The organism is Xanthomonas sp. D-36-1, assembly GCF_017746155.1.
GTDB classification, from domain to species: Bacteria; Pseudomonadota; Gammaproteobacteria; order Xanthomonadales; family Xanthomonadaceae; genus Xanthomonas; species Xanthomonas cissicola.
This window is the reverse complement of the sequence record NZ_JAGHWR010000028.1, coordinates 1-15,594: the sequence shown is the minus strand read 5'-3', so window position 1 is coordinate 15,594 and position 15,594 is coordinate 1. Positions and strand designations below refer to the sequence as shown.

Below are 15,594 nucleotides of genomic sequence, written 5' to 3'. Positions count from 1 at the left end.
CCGGTGACTGACCTTGCGCTGATCGCGCGCCACAGCAGACGCGCGGGAGCAGCGCATGCCGTGCCCTGTCCTGCGCCTGCTGCTTCAGTGATCGCCGATCAGTTGGCCGCCAGGCTGATCCGCTTCCGATTGTCGTCCGGCACCCGGTCAATCAGCTTGTTGTCGGGGTCGAAGCCGGCTTCGACGGGCAGGGCGTCCACCGTCAGCGTGAAGCTGGGCGTGGCGCTGGTGACGTGCCGCCGCTGTAGCGCCAGCACCGGCGCAGGTGCGTTCTTGTCGGCGGGCTGGCCATAGATCCCGACCTCGATCCAGTCGTCCATCGGCACTGCATGTTCCTTGCCGCGCCCATCGGCCTGCAGCTTGGCCGCCTGCGCCTGCACGGTCACATCGAAGCGTCCATCCGGGCGCTTGCGGGCCTGAGCGCTCACCACACGGTTGTCGTAAAACGTGATCCTTTCGAACAGGTCGGTGATCATTGCTTGCTGATCGGGGCCTGCTTCGGCACGAATGGCCTGTAGCAGTTCGGCCGAGGTGGTATAGGGCGGTTGCTGAAACGCCTTGGCCTGCAGGAAGCGCTGCAACGCGCGATTGAGCGCCTGTTCGCCGATCTCCTCACGCAGGCGATAGAACGCCAGCGACCCCTTGCGGTAATGGATGTACTGCTGGTTCTCCACCCGGTACAGCGGCAGCTCATCGATCGTTTCGCCGCCGCGCCCTTCCAGGTAGCGGTCCAGTTCGTATTTAAGGAAGCGGCGCATGTGCGTGCGCCCGTATTCGCGCTCCATCACCATCAGCGCCGAGTACTGCGCCAGCGATTCGGACAACATCGTGGCGCCTTGCACATTCGCACCGATCACCTGATGCGCCCACCACTGATGCGCCACTTCATGCGCGGTGACGTAGAACACGTAGTCGATGTCGTCCTTGTCGCGCAGGTCGGCGATGAACCCGATCGATTCGGAGTAGGGGATGGTGTTGGCAAACGACTGCGCAAACCCCGCATAGCCCGGGAACTCGATGATGCGCACCTGATGATGCTGGTATGGGGTGAAATTGGCTTCGTAATAGGTCAACGATTTCTGCACGCCTTCGATCATGCGTTGCACGTTGTACGGGTGCTTGGGATCGTAATAGATCTCGATCGGAACGTTTTTGTAATAGCCCTTGCGCGCCTGCCAGCGCGCCGACAGGTACGCATAGAAGTTGAGCATCGGGCGATCCATCACGTAGCGGAAGCAACGCCTGCCAGCCTGCCGGAATTCCTTCTGCAGATAGCCCGGTGCCAGTGCAATCTGGTCCGGTGCGGTGCAGATGGTGCTGGCGAAGCTGAGCCAGTCGGCATCGTCGCTGACGTAGGTGTTGGCGCGTGCGGCCTGGTCTTCCAGTTTGGGCATGCGCGTCGGTTCGCCCAGGCCACGCTTGCGGCGGTCGTTGCGGTCGGTGATCTCGGTCTGGGTGTTGTAGCCGAACCAGGGCAGTGCCTGACTGTTGAAGAAGCTGCCGTTGGCGACCAGATCGGTCTGTGCCTGCCCGGCGATGATGCCATGCGGGTGCTGGTCCACGCGGAAGCGGAACACGCGCTCTTCGCCAGGTTGCAGTGGGCGCTGCAGGCGATAGATGCGGTAGCCGGCCGGAATGTCGTGGGTGATCAACGTCTGCCCGCCCAGGTCGACGTTCACCAGGCTACGGTCGCCCGTGCGCCCCTGCATGCCGATATGCACCTCGTTGATCGGCGCGCTATGGGAATTACGCACGGTCCAGGTGGCATCGATCACGACCGACTGCGTTTCCGGGTGCAGATCGACATGATTGTCCACGGCAATGATGCGCGGCTGCGGCAGGTCCTTGTACTTGCGGTAATCGCGCTCGTAGCGTGCCTGCAGGTCCAACTGCTGCTCCGGCGACAGGAAACTGTTGTAGACGTTGGTGTTCCAGTACAGCCAACCACCGATCGCCGCAAAGCCAAGCAGGCTCACCGCCAATGCCGCGCCGGTGGGGCTGCGCAGACGCTGCGATGCCAGGCGCAGCCGCTGGCGCAGTCCATGGCCGACCCCACGCGGCCAGAACGCCGAGGACAGCAGCAACAAGGCCAGCAGGAACACGCCCCAATAGCCCTGGAACCACAGCTGCCCGGGCAGGAAGTGGCCGAAGCCGTTCATGTCCGAATACGGTGCGTTGGGCCAGCTTCCGAAGTTGTACAGGTTCTGCGTGTAGTCCAGCATCGACAACACCGATTGCCCGATCAACACCAGCATCAGCATTGCATAGCCGACGAACTTGTTGTTGCTCAATAACTGCAGCACCAGTGCCATACCGCCCATCAGCACATACAGCACCGACCCAAGCGCCAGGGTCTTCAGATACAGCAGCGGCTCGATCGTGGTGTAGCCACGGCCAAGTTGCAGCGCGATCGAGGTCAACGCACCGGCGAGCTGGAAGCTGGCGATCACGGCCAGCAAGGCGACGAACTTGCCGAGCAGGGGAACCCAGTCCGGCACCGGCATGGCATCGGTGATGCCGTCGATGCGGTTGCTGCGTTCTTTCCATACCAGTTCGCCGGCATAGAACAGCACCACGATGATCAGCAGAAAGCTGTAGCTGTTCTGCAGCGCTTGCAGCATCAATGAGGTGACCGGCAGCACGGCGGTGCCGTACATGCGTGCATTGAACAATGCGGTGGGGATGAAGTTGGCCAGGCCCAGCACCAGCAGCACCACGAAGGGTGCGCTACGCAGCACGCCGAGCGTATCGAAACGGATCTGGCGCAGCAGTTGCCGAAAGGCGGTGCTGGCCGCGAAGACGGGCGTCACGCTGAGGCGGGTGGTGTTGACGCGCACTCCGGCTGCCTGCGCGCTGGAGGATGCGGCAGGCACCGCGCCGCGACGACGACGCGTGCCGCTGCGTTCGGTGCGGAAAAGTGCAAAGGTCGCGGCGAACAACACGCCGCTCATGCCCAGCCACAGGGCGCGATTGGCGAGCAGGTAACCCGTCAATGGGGGAAGCTGCAGGTTGCGTTGTTCCGCCGACCAGTAGCGCAGCGTTTGCGACAGTGCGCGGATGCCGAGTGGATCGGACAGGGTCGCAACCCAAACGTTGTCCAGGTCCGATAGCAGCGCCCGGCTCACGCCATACAGCACGAAAAACACGATGACGCCGATGTAGACCCACAGAATGCTACGCGTGGTCACCGCAAGCACCGACAGCAGCGCGGTGGTGAACAGCAGGTTGGGCAGCACCAGCACCAGCAGCGACCACAGGTACGGCAGCAGCGCGACCGGCCCGAGCCTCGCCTGGTCGATCCATGGCATGAACTGCGCCACAAACATGCCCAGCGCGATCACCAGATACATCACCGTGCCGGCAATCAACGCTGCGGCGATGCGGCCTGCCAGGTAATCGCGGCGGCGCACCGGTGTGGAAAACACCAGCTCTGCGAAGCCCAACTCGAAATCGCGCAGCAAGGCATTGCTGACAAACAGCGCAGCCACCAGTAGGCCGAGCAAGGTAAAAATCGCCAGCACGCTGGCAATCACGGTTGGCGCATTGCGCAATACATTGCCGATACCGCCGCCGATCTGCACGGCATCGCTGGACAGCGCGGCGAAGGCCAGTAACGCATACAGCGCGGCCAACAACCACAAAAACGGCGAGCGCAGTTGTTCGCGCAGCTCGAAGCGCAGGAACGCCAGGATCATGGCCGTGCTCCGTCAGGCAGCCAACGCCTGCTTGCGCAGGCGCTGGAAATAGACATCCTCAAGATCGGGAGCGACTTGTTCGAAACCCGGTTCCGGGCAGTCCGCACTGAACACGTGGATCACCGGATGGCCGGCGATCAGGCGTGTGGACAGCACGGTGAAGCGCGCTTCGTAGTCGGGCAGGGTGCTCTTGCTGACCTGCTTGCGCCAGACCTGCTGGCTGAGCATGTCGATGGCATCGGCCGGCCGTCCGGTCAGCAATACCTGTCCCTTGTTCATGATGGCCATCGTCGGGCACAGGTCGGTGACGTCTTCGACGATGTGGGTGGACAGGATCACCACCACGTTCTCGCCGATTTCGGCCAGCAGATTGAGGAAACGGTTGCGTTCCTCCGGATCCAGCCCGGCGGTCGGCTCGTCGACGATGACCAGCTGCGGGTTGCCCAGCAGCGCCTGCGCAATGCCGAAACGCTGGCGCATACCGCCGGAATAGGTGCCGAGCTTGCGCTTGCGCGCGTCCCAGAGATTGACCTGCTGCAGCAGGCGTTCCACCACTTCCTTGCGCTGTGCCCGGTTGGTGAGCCCCTTGAGCACGGCGAAATGATCGAGCAGGTCGAGCGCGCTGACCTTCGGGTACACGCCGAAATCCTGCGGCAGATAGCCCAACCGGCGCCGCAACAGGTCCTTGTCCTTGAGCACGTCGATGCTGCTGCCGTCGGCAGCGGTCAGCGTCACGCTGCCCGAGTCCGGCTCCTGCAAGGTTGCCAGCGTGCGCATCAGCGAGGACTTGCCGGCACCGTTGGGGCCAAGCAATCCGAACATGCCGCGGGGAATGTCGAGCGAGACGCCTTGCAGCGCATGCACGCCATTGGCGTAGGTCTTGGACAACGCGCGGATCTGCAACATGGACGGTCCTGTGCCCTGGGTTGTGAAGATCTTCAGGGCGTTGCCGCATGGCCGCATGCGCCGGAAGTCATGTCACATCGACGCACAGACGCGGTGGATGCGACCGCACCGCGCAACCGGCTGCGAGGTCTGCCGGTTCTAACCGACCTCGTACAACTCCAGCGGCAGCTCGTCCGGGTCGGCGAAGAAGGTGAAGCGGCGTCCGGTGTATTCGTCGATGCGGATGTCTTCGGTCGCCACGCCGTGTGCGTTGAGATGCGCGACCGCCGCATCCAGATCGTCGACGCGAAAGGCAAGGTGGCGCAAGCCGCGCGCTTCGGGGCGGCTGGGCCGCAGCGGTGCGTTGGGGAACGAGAACAGCTCGATCTGTCCGCCATCGGGCAGCGCCAGATCCAGCTTCCACGAATCGCGCGCCTGTCGGTAATGCTCATCGAGCACACGCAGGCCCAGAATTTCGCAATAGAACCGTTTGGATGCCGCGTAGTCGCCAGCGATGATTGCCACGTGGTGAATTCCGGCGAGCATCATGCGGCGCTCCACCGCAGTGTTTCAGGCAATGCGATCACTCTCGCCGTGTTCGAGCATGCGCAGCGCGTGGGCGCACTGGCAATCGAACGCGCAGCAAGCTCGGCATCGCTTGCGCGGGAGGCACCGTTTGGATTGGGCCTGCGCGTAGGCAGGGCCGCGGTGGCGAGGCGGCGCGCGGATGTGTGCAAATCCGGAAGGCGGTGATGGGGCATGGGAAGGGGCGAGCAGAGACCGATCAGCAGCATACCCGCGCACCAGTGAGCGGTCTTGCATCACAACTCGACTGCGCGCGGCTTTGCCCGTCTGCGTGCGCGTGGCAGGATGGAGTCCCCCGATCAGATGCCCCCATGCCCGAGCCGTCGTCCGCCACCGCACCGCAGTTCCAGCGCAGCATGCAGGTGCGCCATCTGGTGATGCTGTCGCTGGGCGGCGTGATCGGCACCGGCCTGTTCTTCAACACCGGCTACATCATTGCCAGCACCGGCGCGCTGGGCACGGTACTGGCGTACCTGATCGGTGCACTGGTGGTGTACCTGGTGATGCAATGCCTGGGCGAGCTGGCGGTGGCGATGCCGCAAACCGGTGCGTTTCATGTGTATGCCGCGCGCTACCTCGGCCCGGCGACCGGCTATGTGGTGGCGTGGTTGTACTGGTTGACCTGGACGGTGGCATTGGGTTCGAGCCTGACGGCCGCAGCGTTCTGCATGCAGTACTGGTTTCCACACAGCCCGGCGTGGCCGTGGTGTCTGCTGTTCTGCGCGCTGATCTTCGGCCTGAATGCAGTATCGGCGCGCTGGTTTGCCGAAGGCGAGTTCTGGTTTTCGTTGATCAAGGGGATCACCATCCTGGTGTTCATCGTGCTTGGTGGCGCGGCGGTGATCGGTCTGTTGCCACTGGCCGATGGTTCGCCCGCACCCGGGCTGCGCCATCTGCGCGCCGACGGCTGGTTCGCGCACGGTACGCTCCCGATCTTGATGACGATGGTGGCAGTGAATTTCGCATTTTCCGGCACCGAGTTGATCGGTGTGGCGGCCGGCGAAACCGCCCAGCCTGCACGCGCGATTCCGCTGGCAATCCGCACAACGCTGGCGCGGCTGGTGGTGCTGTTCGTCGGCACGGTGCTGGTGCTGGCGGCGCTGCTGCCTGCCAGCCAAGCGGCCGTGGAAACCAGCCCGTTCGTGCGCGCCTTCGCGCTGCTGGGCATTCCATATGCAGCCGACATCTTGAATGCGGTGATCCTCACCGCGATCCTGTCGGCGGCCAATTCCGGCCTGTATGCGGCCGCGCGCATGCTGTGGTCGTTGGCCAATGAAGGCACGTTGCCGGGCGGCCTGGCGCGCTTGACCGGCCGCGGCATTCCGCTGCGTGCCGTATCGCTGAGCATGCTGGGCGGCTTGCTGGCGCTGCTCACCGGCGTGTATGCGCCCGAAACGGTGTTCGTTGCGATCTCGGCCGTCTCGGGCTTCGCCGTCGTGGTGGTGTGGCTGAGCATTTGCGCCGCGCATTACCGCTTCCGTCGCCAGTGGCTGCGCGATGGCGCTGCGCTGGAAACGCTGGCGTATCGCGCGCCGTGGTACCCGTGGACACCGATTCTGGGCTTTTCGCTGTGTCTGCTCGCCTGCATTGGCTTGGCATTGGATCCGCAGCAGCGCATTGCGTTGTGGTGCGGTATTCCGTTCGTCGCGCTGTGCTATGGCGCCTACGCACTTACCCAATGGCTTGCGGCCCGGAGACTGCACGCATGACGATTCTTCCGCGCCAACCGCGCCCCAATGCGCCTTTCAGCCAGGCCCTGCAACACGACGGGTATGTGGTGCTGGATGGCGCGCTGGCCACCGAGCTGGAGCAGCGCGGCTGCGATCTCAACGATGCGCTGTGGTCGGCGCGCGTGCTGATGGAGCAGCCGGAGCTGATCTATCAGGTGCATCGCGATTACTTCGCCGCCGGTGCGCAATGCGCGATCACCGCCAGTTACCAGGCCACGCCGCTGGGATTTGCCGCGCGCGGGTTGGATGTTGCGCAAGCGCAGGCGTTGATCGCTCGCAGCGTAGCGCTGGCGGTGCAGGCGCGTGCCGATCATCTGACGCTGCACCCGCATGCCGCGCCTTTGTGGGTGGCAGGCTCGGTGGGACCGTATGGCGCGTATCTGGCCGATGGCTCGGAATATCGTGGCGACTACGTGCTGCCGATCGAGCAGTTGATGGACTTTCATCGTCCGCGCATCGCGGCGCTGGCTGAGGCTGGCGTGGATCTGCTGGCCTGCGAGACGCTGCCATCGGCCAGCGAAATCGTGGCCCTGCGGCAGTTGCTGCAACACGATTTTCCACAGCTGCATGCCTGGTTTTCCTTCACCTTGCGCGATGCGGCGCATCTGAGCGACGGCACGCCGCTGGCGCAGGTGGTGCCGGCGCTGGACGCCTGCGCGCAGGTGATCGCGGTGGGCGTCAACTGCATTGCGCTGGATCAGGCGACCGCTGCATTGCATAGCCTGTCGGCGCTGACCGCGCTGCCGCTGGTGGTGTACCCGAACTCGGGCGAGCACTACGACGCCAGCGACAAGCGCTGGCATGCCGGCCGCGGGGCTGCGCTCACGCTGGCCGACCAGCATGCGCACTGGCTGGCGGCTGGCGCGCGCTTGATCGGTGGCTGCTGCCGCACCGCACCGCGCGATATCGCCGCGCTGGCGGCGGCGCGTGCGGCGGAGTGACCCGGCTTACGAACGCGCACTCGCCCCGCGTGTCACACGCGGCCGGCATCGTTGGGATTGCCACCGCAGCATGCCAAGGGCGAGGCGAAGCCGGGCTTTGCCAAGCACTCCAAGCCTCAACCTGAGGCAATCCCAAGGCCAACCCGCAGTGACGGGTCAGCAGCGTCCAATCATCGCAGCCGCGCGCTTCACCCCTTCTGTGTGGCGATCCAGCGCTGGATCTTGTCCTGCAAGATATCCAGCGGCACCGAGCCGTCCTTGAGCACTTCGGTGTGGAAGGCGCGGACATCGAAGCGCGGACCCAGCTCGCGCTGCGCCTGCTCGCGCAATTGCGCAATCTTCATCTCGCCCACCTTGTAGGCCAGTGCCTGGCCGGGAATGGCCATATAGCGGTCTACCTCTGCTTCGGCATCGGCGCGGCTCATGGCGGAGTTGTCCACCATGTAGTCGATGGCCTGGGTACGCGTCCAGCCCTTGCTGTGCAGGCCGGTATCGGTGACCAGGCGAATCGAGCGCCACAACGCGTTCTGCAGATAGCCGTAGTAGTTGTACGGGTCGTCATACAGCCCTAGCTCGCGGCCAAGCGATTCGGCATACAGACCCCAGCCTTCGATGTAGGCCGTTTCGCCGCCCAGGCGGCGGAACTTGGGCAGGTCGGTCAACTGCTGCTGCAAGCCCAGCTGGTAGTGGTGGCCGGGCACTGCTTCGTGCAGGTACAGGCTCTCGGCCTCCCAGGTCTTGCGCGACGGCAGGTCCGAGGTGTTGACGTAGAAGATGCCCGGCGTGCTGCCGTTGCCGCTGGGGCGCATGTACGAGCCGCTGGCCGCCGATTGCGCACGCTGCGGTTCCACCGCACGCACTTCCAACGCCGGCATGCCCTGGGTGTTGAACAGCCGCGGCACCGCCAGCTGCACGCGGCCCTGCAGGCTGCGGTACGTGCCCAGCAACTCGGTGTCGCTGCGGAAGCTGAAGCGCCGGTCGGTCTGCATGAACTTGTAGAACTTGGGCAGGTTGCCGCGGAATCTGACCTGCTTGGCCAAGGTCTGGATGTCGCCCTGCAGGCGAGCGACCTCATCCAGGCCGATCTGATGCACCTGCTCGGGGGTCAGGTCCGTGGTGGTGCTCTGGCGCACATCGTAGGCGTACCACGCCGCGCCGTTCGGCAATGCCGCCAGCCCATCGCTGTCGCGGCAGGCGGGCAGGTATTCGGTGGCGATGAAGCCGCGCAACGCGCGGTAGGCCGGCATGATGCGCACTTCGATCATGCGCTTGTACTCGGCGGTGATGCGCTGCTTGTCGGCCTCGGGCATGTCGGCGGGCAGGTTGCGCACCGGACCCCAGAACAGGCTGTCTTCGGCATTGCGCGCGATGATCGCATCCAGCTGCGGCAACACCTTCTGCATCAGCACCTTGGGCTGCACCACCCTGGCCTGCATGCCCGCACGCATGTTGGCGATGGCCTGCTCGAACAGCTCGGGAATGCCGAGCGCACGCCGCGACCAGTTGTCGTAATCCTTGACCGTCTTGAACGGCTGCGCGCCGGTACCCGAGCCCAGCACCACCGCGATGCTGGCGATGTTGTAGAACTGGTTGATCGGCAGCATCCAGCTGGGGAACTGCTCGGCGGCCAGCGCGCTGCGCGCATCGCGTACGAAGATCTGGTAACTGAGCAGATCCTGTCCGCTCAGCCCATCGGGGCCCAGCGCCTCGGCCTTGCCCAGCCACAGCACGGTGAAATCGTGCGACTGCTGGCGGAACGCCGGCGACAGGAAGTTCGGCAACTGGTCGTTGTAGCGGCTCTCACCCTGGAAGGTGGCCTGCAGCGAGTTGAGCTTGAGCGAGGCGTCCCAGTACTGGTCGTACAGCAGGTTGAGCTGTTGCGCCTTGGTCAGCACCACCGGCGCGGCAACCGCGCGTGGCCTCACCTTGGCGGCCTTGCTGCCCTTGCCCTTGGTGCTCTTGGCTGCCGGCTTGGCGGTCTTCTTGCCTTTGCTCGCCTTCGCGCGCGTTTGCGTGGTCTGTGCCTTGGCGGTCTTCTTCTTGGCCGCATCGGCCGGCGCCGCCAGCGACAGGCTCACGAGGGCGGCCATGGCCAGGGACAGCAGGCGGGAAAAGCTGAGGGGCATTACCGGCTCCGGAAACAAGCGAGCGGGGAGCTTGCCCGATCCGCACGGTTACGGCCACCCATTGGCGGCATACCGCCTATCGGCAATTCATGCGGCGCATGGGCGCGGTGCTGTGCCCGCGCGATGTGGTGCGCTGCGACATGGCCAGCCAGGCTGCATGCAAGTCCCAGCTCGGTGGGCCGGCTCGCAGCGCCGCGATGCGGACCACTGTCGGCAAGGTGTGGCCGCCGCACCCCATTGCGGCGTGACGATCCTGGCTGGGAGGCAGCCCGGCTCAGTCGGCAGCGGCTTCTTCGCGCAGCTGCTCGGCACGCTCGGCGCCCAGGTACGCCGTAATGCCGCGGCGTGCCAGATACAGCAGCGGGATCAGCAAGACCGCAAAGCCCATCTTGTAGATGTAGTTGAGCGTGCTCACTGCCAGAAACTGGTCGACCGACCAATGCTGCGGGCCGAGCACGAAGGCGATATAGATCACCACGAAGCTGTCCACCACCTGCGAGACCGCAGTGGAGCCGGTGGCGCGCAGCCACACGTGTTTTTCGCCAGTCACGCGGCGGATGCGGTGAAACACCGACACATCGATCAACTGGCTGAACAGGAATGCCACCAGCGAGCCGCCGATGGTCCACAGCCCTTGCCCGAATACTGCCGCAAACGCCGCCTGGTAATCGGGCACGCCCTGGTTTTGCGCCGCAGTGACCCACCAGCCAGCCGGCGCCAGCGCGATGGCCGCGAATGCGAACACGAAGCCGTAGCCGATCAGCGCCACCGCCACCCACGAGATGAAACGCACCCCGCGGCTGCCGAAGAACTCGTTGATGGTGTCGGTCATGATGAACACGATCGGCCACAGCAAGGTGCCGGCGGTGAAGCTGAGCGAGCCGCGCTGGCCGAACAGATTCCAGTTCAGTGGCGCAATGCCGAGCGTGTCTTCCAGCGCGAAGATCTTGACGCCAATGAACTCGGCCAGCGCCGCGTTGACGCAGAAGAAGGCCGCCAGTGCAATGAACAGGCGTACCGCACGATCGTCGAGGGTGCGCACATGGGTCATGGTGTCAGCGATCCGCAGTTCGGGTGAAGGGAACCGATTCGGGCGCCACGGCGCCACCGGAAATGATGAAGCTCATCGCCTGATCCACGCTCCAGTCGGTGGGCGTGAGCAGCTCCACCGGCACGATTTCCAGGTAGCCGGAGGTGGGGTTGGGCGTGGTCGGCACGTAGACTGCGGCCAGCTCGCGGCCGGTGCCCTGTTCCTTAATCACCCGGGTGACCAGGCCCACCGATTTCATGTCGCGATGCGGGAAATCGATCAGCACCACGCGCTGGGTGCTGCCGGGCTGGGTCTGCAAAATGTCCAGCAGCTTGCGCGCGCTGTCGTAGACCACGCTGGCCAGCGGAATGCGCCGCATGATGGCCTCGAACCAGCGCAGCAAGCGCTGGCCGATCACGCGCCGGCTCAGGATCCCGACGAACAGGATGACCGCCACCGTGGCGATCAGGGCGATGGTGTTCTGCACCCACAGCGCCTTGAACCAGCCCAGATAATCGGGGAACGAGGCAGCGATGCGTTCGGACAACGGCACCACCCACGGGCTGCTGATGCCCGAAAGCAGCGAGAAAACGAACTTCACCACCACCCAGGTCAACCAGACCGGTAGCAAGGTGAGCAACCCGGTCAGAAAGACCCGTTGCAGGGAAGGGCGGACGTGCGGAGTAGGGGATTGGGACATCGGCATAGTGTAGGCATTCGGCCACGCTCGGTGGAGCTGGGGCCGGGGTCTGGCAGCAGGCATTCGCGATTGGCAAAAGTGTTTCGCGTGCCTCAAGCCGGCGCAATCCCGTCATTCCGGTACCCACATCGACACAGGCGTGGCGGTACCCGCAGCCCAGCGGCAGCGGGCGACCCGTGCAGCCCTTCTTTCATTGGGAAGCATGGCGCGCAGAGGCGCAGGGGGCGACGTCTGCAGCGCCCGGATCCTGATGAGACCGTCGCCCATCGCCAGCGCGTGGTGTGGTTGCCCAGTGTCACGCAGGTTGCCAGACGCACCGCTGCCGATGGTCTGCAGCCCAAAAGAACGCAATACGTCAGTGCCCGTCGCGGGCCTGTGCCGATGGCACTAAGATGCGCAGCTCCCAGGGACGGATCGTTCGCACGTGCTCGCCAAATTTCTCAAAGCCGCCTTGCTCGGTGTGTGCATCCTGATCGCAGCAGCGCTGGCGCTCTATGCGATCTCCAGGCATTGGCCGATTCCCGAATCGCAGCGTCAGGCGTTGGCGCAGCTGCGCCAGCCGCTTCCACCGTTGCGCGGGAGCAACATGTTCGGGGCGCTGTGGTCGCTGTCGTACGCGATTCCGGAGGCGCAGCGCGAGGCAGTGCTGGCCCAGGACGTGGAGCGATTCAATCGGCTGCCGGAGCATGCGGCATTTCAAAGCGCCGCTGTGGGCTATCGGCGCTTGCCAGGTTGGCCATCCAGCGCGCCTGCGCTGTGCATGGCCAGCGCTGGCGGATGCTTGCAGCGCGTGCGCGAACAACCGCAGGCCTATGCCGCTGCGTTGGCCGCACAGGCACCGATGCTGGAGCGGATGCGGGCGTTGTCGCAACACGCCGACTATCGCAGCCCGTTCCGTCCACGTGTCGATACGCCGTTGCCCGAACTGCCGCGCATGCCCTTGTCGATGACGGCCAGCGCCTTGGACTTTGTCCAGGGGCGCACCACCCAGGCCTTGTCCGGTGTCTGCACCGATGCGCAGGTTGCCCGTGTCCTGATGCGCAGTAGCGACAATCTGGCGATCACGATGATTGGCGCGGCGATGCTGCGCGGCAATGCGCACCTGTTTGCCGACATGCTGGCCGAATTGCCGGCGCAGCATCCCTTGCCTGCGCAATGCGCCGCTGCATTTGCGCCGCTGCCGGTGGATGAGATCGCGCTGTGTCACGCGTTGCACGGTGAATCGCGGATGGTGTTTTCGATGCTGCAGGAGGATGCGTTGACGCAAGGCGGCCAATCGTCCTGGCAAGACCGGTTCCCGCTACGGTTGCTGGACGACGAGCGCACCCAGGCCTTGCTGGCGCCCACCTTCACCTGGGCCTGCAGCGCGCCGGTGCGGACCTTGCTGGCACAAGATCAGCCGGTTCCGCAAACGCTGATCCCGTTGCCGCAGACCGCATCGGTGGCCTGCATCGCCAATGCAACCGGGTGTTTGCTGGCAAGCGTGTCGCATCCGGACTACGCCAACTATCAGCGCAAGATGCAGGACACCGCCGCTGCATTGCGCGCGCTGTCTGCGCTGCAGTGGTTGCGCGATCATCCTGCGCAGACAATGCCGCTGACGCAGCGGATCGCCGCGCTACCGCCTGCGTTGCGTGGACAGGTGCGCCCGCTAGGCGCAGGAAACGACGGCAAGAGCCTGATGCTTCGGCAGTACGCACGACCGGAGGGCGGGGCAGGCAATGATCGCTGGCCCGTGCCAGGCAGTGCGATCGCGGCCACACAGGCAGCCTCATCGGCTCGATGAAACAAGACGCCTTCTGCACTGCCAGGCACAGGGCGCAAGACTGGTACAGGCGGTCTACGCTTGCATGAGTAATGTTTGTATCGGCAGCAGCTGCCTGACGACCGCCGGCGGACAGCCGTCAAAGCCGGGCGAGCAGTCGTCAGGTGAGCGTGGAGGCGCGCATGAATCGCCGTGCGTGGCCATGCCGATGCGAACCATCGGCCATGCCTGCCTGGCATCTGCGCAGGGGTGGGGTGGCTGCCTGAAGCGGCCGGAGGTCAGGACGACTCAAGGCCGTGAATGCACTGTGCGCGTCGCTGTCTCCGGCCGCATGACGCATGCGGCCTTGTTCGCTGTCATCGGCATGCCGCACGTAAAGGACGACATGCCGCGTCCTTGCGGGACGCGGCATGTGATGACGCCACTGTTGTTGGAGATGGATCGCGCACCCAACCGCTGTGTTCAGAAGCGGAAGTTCAACCAGCCCATCACGAAGGTCGAGTCGCCGTAGCCGGCCTTCTCCAACGCCGGCCCGGCCATCAGATGTTCGGCGCGGAAGGTCACCGACCAGTTCGGGTCGATGTTCCAGGTGGCGTTGATGCGCGGCATGGTCCCGATGCGGCGCTCGCCGGTGTTCTGAGTGCGTGCGTAGGCGCGCGCCTGGTTGTTGTAGATCGCATCGCTGGTGGTCTGGCGCCACAGCGTTTCCCACTCCAGGTTCACGGTGAGCTTGGAGGTCGGCGAGAACGTCAACGTCGGTGCGGCAGTGACCAGGTTCACCGGGCCGAAGAACGTGGCCCAGCTGAAGTAGATCGTGTTGCCGTACAAGAAGTTGTTGTTGCGCAGCGTGCCGGTGCCGGAGGTGCCGCCGCCACCGGAAGCGATCTCGCTATGGAAGCCCAGGCGCGGCTTCCAGCCCGATTCGCTCAACGACCAGGCGTTGGAGGTACTGGCCATGTAGGCGCGCAGGTCGCGTCCGCCGAAGCTGCCGCGCTGCACGGTCACGAACGAGTCGGTGCGCAGCTTGCCCACGTTGCCCCACAGGCGCAGGCCGTAGTAATTGCGGTTTTCTTCTGCGGTCTGGCGGCCCCACACCTGGTTGTCGTTGCGGAACTGATAGAAGAACGGCTCCAGGTACATCGGCTTGGCCGTCGCCAGGCGGTAGCCACCGACCACGCCGCGGAAGTGCCGCGAGCGGTCGATGCGATCATCGCCGAGGCCTTCGGTGCCATCGATGTTGAAATTGAAATCGAACAGGTCAACACGCGTCCTGTCGCCGACTGCCCAGGCGCGCGCGCCGTTGAAGGTCACGAAGATATCGGTGTTGTCGCGCAGCGCCATCAGCGTGGTCGGGCCATCGACGAACACCTGACGTCCGACGCGCAGGCCGGTGTCGGCGCTGCCGATACGGCCTTTCACGTCGAAGAACACCTGCTGCAGGATCGCGTTGTTTTCCTGTGTGCCGGTCTTGGTCCCCTCATTGCGCCCGTCCAGGCTGCCATGCGCCAATTCCGTGTACAGACGGAAGTGCTCGCCCACATGGAAGTCCGCACCGAAGAAGGCGCGCAGCAGATACTGCTGCTGCGAATGGCTGCCGGGAATCAGGCCCGGATTGGTGATGGTATTGCTGCGCACGCGCAACTCGTTGCTGAGCGACACATATACATCGCCGTCGTCGTTGAGCGGGATGTACTTGAGCGGATCGAACGGACTCTTGCGCTTGGACGGGTCCTTCAGATACGACCAGTCTTCGGCCCAGCGCACCTGCCACATGTTGCCGCCTTGCTTGGCACCCCAACCCTGCGCTTCGAGCGGATAGCCCTTGGCGGTGGCCGGAGCGGCGGTGACCGGCGCTTTCGCCGGCTCGGCAACGGCCTGCTCGGCATTGGTCGGCGCCGGCTGCACCTGCGCCAGGCCAAGACCCGGCAGCGCCAACCCGATCGCAAGGCACAAGCGCCGTGTGGCACCAAAGGAAGTATCAGCCATGGCCGCCTGCGCCAAGCGTGTCGTTTGCATCGTATTCCCCGTCGAAAGTGAAAACCCCTAGGCGAAAGGTATCGGCAGGGGGGACACCGACTGTAGTAAAGCCGTGCCAGAAAGGCAGTAACCCAAAGGTTCTAAGGAAGGTCTGATCAAC

The 15,594-nt window shown here is 64.6% G+C and carries 10 protein-coding genes; 3 read left to right on the top strand and 7 right to left on the bottom strand.

Annotation, left to right across the window (positions count from 1 at the left end):
• Nucleotides 1–98: 98 nt before the first annotated feature.
• From J7367_RS08675 to J7367_RS08665, 3 genes are all read right to left on the bottom strand, one after another.
• Nucleotides 99–3,695 carry a M1 family aminopeptidase gene (locus J7367_RS08675; RefSeq protein ID WP_057660913.1) on the bottom strand — a complete coding sequence of 1,199 codons (3,597 nt, stop codon included), beginning with the start codon at nt 3,693–3,695 and terminating at the stop codon, nt 99–101.
• Nucleotides 3,696–3,707: 12 nt separating this feature from the next.
• A complete protein-coding gene (locus tag J7367_RS08670; protein ID WP_005924907.1) occupies nt 3,708–4,601 on the bottom strand; it encodes an ABC transporter ATP-binding protein in 894 nt (297 codons plus the stop codon).
• A 138-nt stretch (nt 4,602–4,739) separates the two neighbouring features.
• Nucleotides 4,740–5,129, bottom strand: coding sequence for a VOC family protein (locus tag J7367_RS08665; RefSeq protein ID WP_022559734.1), 390 nt, complete (start codon nt 5,127–5,129; stop codon nt 4,740–4,742).
• 347 nt (nt 5,130–5,476) lie between these two features.
• Between J7367_RS08665 and mmuP the strand changes: the two genes are divergently transcribed.
• Both mmuP and mmuM read left to right on the top strand, forming a co-directional pair.
• Nucleotides 5,477–6,874 (top strand): S-methylmethionine permease, encoded by a 1,398-nt coding sequence (mmuP, locus tag J7367_RS08660; protein WP_057660915.1) that lies wholly within the window; start codon nt 5,477–5,479, stop codon nt 6,872–6,874.
• Entirely contained in the window at nt 6,871–7,836 is a 966-nt protein-coding gene (gene mmuM, locus J7367_RS08655) for a homocysteine S-methyltransferase (protein ID WP_057660917.1), read from the top strand. Before mmuP ends, mmuM begins: the two co-directional genes overlap by 4 nt.
• Before the next feature lie 188 nt (nt 7,837–8,024).
• On the opposite strand, the gene J7367_RS08650 is transcribed toward mmuM, so the two are convergent.
• The 3 genes from J7367_RS08650 to J7367_RS08640 all read right to left on the bottom strand — a co-directional run bounded on the left by J7367_RS08650 (nt 8,025) and on the right by J7367_RS08640 (nt 11,692).
• On the bottom strand, nt 8,025–9,962 hold the full coding sequence (locus tag J7367_RS08650) for a DUF885 family protein (protein WP_057660919.1): 1,938 nt from the start codon (nt 9,960–9,962) through the stop codon (nt 8,025–8,027).
• A 274-nt stretch (nt 9,963–10,236) separates the two neighbouring features.
• Complete coding sequence (locus tag J7367_RS08645) at nt 10,237–11,013, bottom strand: queuosine precursor transporter (RefSeq protein ID WP_007965588.1); 777 nt, start codon at nt 11,011–11,013, stop codon at nt 10,237–10,239.
• A gap of 4 nt (nt 11,014–11,017) precedes the next feature.
• Nucleotides 11,018–11,692 (bottom strand): DUF502 domain-containing protein, encoded by a 675-nt coding sequence (locus J7367_RS08640; RefSeq protein ID WP_022559729.1) that lies wholly within the window; start codon nt 11,690–11,692, stop codon nt 11,018–11,020.
• A gap of 424 nt (nt 11,693–12,116) precedes the next feature.
• Here J7367_RS08640 and J7367_RS08635 point away from each other — a divergent pair, with 424 nt between their 5' ends.
• Entirely contained in the window at nt 12,117–13,478 is a 1,362-nt protein-coding gene (locus tag J7367_RS08635) for a hypothetical protein (protein WP_057660920.1), read from the top strand.
• A 441-nt stretch (nt 13,479–13,919) separates the two neighbouring features.
• On the opposite strand, the gene J7367_RS08630 is transcribed toward J7367_RS08635, so the two are convergent.
• Nucleotides 13,920–15,473 (bottom strand): alginate export family protein, encoded by a 1,554-nt coding sequence (locus J7367_RS08630; RefSeq protein WP_057660922.1) that lies wholly within the window; start codon nt 15,471–15,473, stop codon nt 13,920–13,922.
• Between the last annotated feature and the right edge of the window lie 121 nt (nt 15,474–15,594).